1 protein-coding gene and 1 rRNA gene are annotated in these 2,317 nt (G+C 61.1%); one reads left to right on the plus strand and one right to left on the minus strand.

Translation table 11 applies throughout. From position 1 onward, the window contains the following. Positions 1 to 1,427: 1,427 nt before the first annotated feature. Positions 1,428 to 1,610, minus strand: a complete 183-nt coding sequence (locus tag AC50X9_RS21180) for a PspC domain-containing protein (RefSeq protein WP_494897055.1) — start codon at positions 1,608 to 1,610, stop codon at positions 1,428 to 1,430. Positions 1,611 to 2,254: 644 nt separating this feature from the next. On the opposite strand from AC50X9_RS21180, the gene AC50X9_RS21185 reads away from it, so the two are divergent. Continuing rightward, positions 2,255 to 2,317, plus strand: a 16S ribosomal RNA gene (locus AC50X9_RS21185); the annotation flags it as partial.

Raw genomic sequence — 2,317 nt, forward strand, 5'->3', positions numbered from 1 at the left:
TCCATCCTGGAAATCGGAAGTCATCCACCGATTCTTCCAGCCCCCACGCCAAGGACCCGGAATATCACCCGGCGTTTTAACGACTACTGACCCACGCTCCTAGCCGCCTCCTCCTCCATGGAATGGCGTACCGCTGCCTTGGTCACGCCGTGGGCCGATGCCCCCAGCTCGGTCGAGGCACGCATTGAGCTGCCGGTCGCTTGGAGCGTGCACCGGCATGAGCCCTCGGCTGGGTATCCCGGACTGCACGCCACCGTGTTTGACGAGGACTCTTTGCCCGTTGCCATGCTCCATCTCGGCCCATCCCCCGACCCACAAGCGTGCCCCCTCCCCTTGGAACCCGAACTGCAACTGCAACGGGCTGACGTCACCACAGGCGCAGAACTGCTGGATCCGGCCCTGGCCTCCGCCTTCTCGTATGGGCTAACAACAGAGAAGGTACCCAGGGGTTCCTTCGGACTCGTGCCGCAGACATCAGGCGGGAACGCCTGCGGGGATTCTGTCCGTGTTCCTGGGGCGCCACCGTTGATCCTCAGATTCGGTGATGTCGTGGAGCTCGACTCGCCAGGCCATGCCGCAACTGCACACAGATCCAGCTATGCACGCACGTTTTCATCAACTGAAGATGCGCGGCACTACGTCCATTCGCAGGAATTCGACGCGCTCAAACGGCTGATCAGTTCCCTGAAATTCTCCTTCCCTGAGGATCGGTCGCTGCTCTGGCAACTGCCGGACCACAGACTCCCATCGAACTGAGCAGACCAAAGGCAGGCTCGACGGCGGACTTCGTCACCCACCCGGCGCTCCTCCGAACACAACACGCCGGAGACACCGCATCACCGGATCACGGAAGACGTCGTTGACGAGACCGTCGGCGTCACACCGGACCAGTCGACCAGCGGACCAACTGACGGTGTTGACCGACTGGCAACGGGCTGGGACAACGGCTGTCTGGTATCGCAGGGATCATCATCTTTGCGGCCCTCGTAGGAGTGGTGAACGATCTCGATAGGTCCAAGGAACGGCGGGTCCAAGAAGCAAGCCGTCCGCTCCTATTTGGGGCGGGAGCGGCCCCGCCGGAACCGGCTCTCCAACGCCAGCATTGTGGGCAGCGCCCTTGCCGCCATGCTCACCGCCGGCCCGGCCTTTGGGGCCACTGCTTTCACCGAAGCAATCCAGGGGATCTTCTCGCTACAAGACGATTCAGTGGTGTGGCGCGTGCTGTGCCTAGGGGCCGGGCTGCCGTCTATCGCCGCGGCGCTGGCCACGAACTTCGCCAATTCCCACTCCCTGGGGACCGGGTCAGGGCAACATCGCGATCGACGACGCGCTGAAGCTGTACCGGCAGTATGTGTCCCAAGTGGCGTTCGTGGACGACGTGCCTGCCCGCTAACGTCGCTATTTCCGTCAGCCTTTAGGGGTTCCCCCTACGGGGCCTTGGGGATGATGATCCACAGCGCGATGTAGACGAGCTCGCCGACGCCGAACAGGCCGAAGAGCGCGAAGCCGATGCGGATCAGCGTGACGGAGATACCGAAGCGGTCAGCCAGAGCCGCGCAGACCCCCGCGATAATCTTGCTCTTCCTGGGCCTCACCAGAGATCGTTCCATCCAGCCAAGGTAGCAGTGCGGTGCTGCCAAGAGAACAGGCCAGATGGACACGACGCCAGCCCTTCGAGTTCGAGTCCGGCGTTGCCGCAAGGGTCGACGGCGGCAGCCTTGCGGACTGTGACGCGGTACACAAAACCCACCTGAGCCCGTGACTGGCCCGTGGGAGAGCGGTGGGGCCGGTAATCCGCGCCAATCCGGGGGTTTCGCCACCTGGGAGCTGCTCCGCCGGTGGATTTGTGCTGGGCGCCCCGGACCTGTAAAGTAATTCGAGTCGCCGCCGCTGATGCGGAAAGATAGCGACCGACCCCCTTGATAAACAGCCTGGAAAATGGCGCGGATATTTGCGCGTTGAATTCGGGTGGGAATCCACTTCTGGAAATGTGAATCGCGGAAACGTTGATTTGCTTAGTTCCTGGAGTTCGGGTAAGTTTGTGAAGTTGCTCCGGAGCGATCTGCGACCTGTGGTTGTGGTGGTGCCGGGTGTGTCTGTTGTTTGAGAACTCAATAGTGTGCCAAGTTTGTTGATACCAATTTATTNCAGGTCCGCCACCCCGTGGTGTGGTCTGGTTTTTACAGCTGGTTTCAAATTTTGTGCAGCTGATGCGTCCCGTTTTCCCGGGGGTGTTGGTTGTGTCTGTTTTACTTCAACGGAGAGTTTGATCCTGGCTCAGGATGAACGCTGGCGGCGTGCTTAACACATGCAAGTC

The organism is Pseudarthrobacter sp. HLT1-3 (assembly GCF_059383535.1).

What these genes read in the sequence shown, in the direction of transcription:
- AC50X9_RS21180 (WP_494897055.1), bottom strand. Translation starts at nt 1,610, where the DNA reads ATGGAACGATCTCTGGTGAGGCCCAGGAAGAGCAAGATTATCGCGGGG.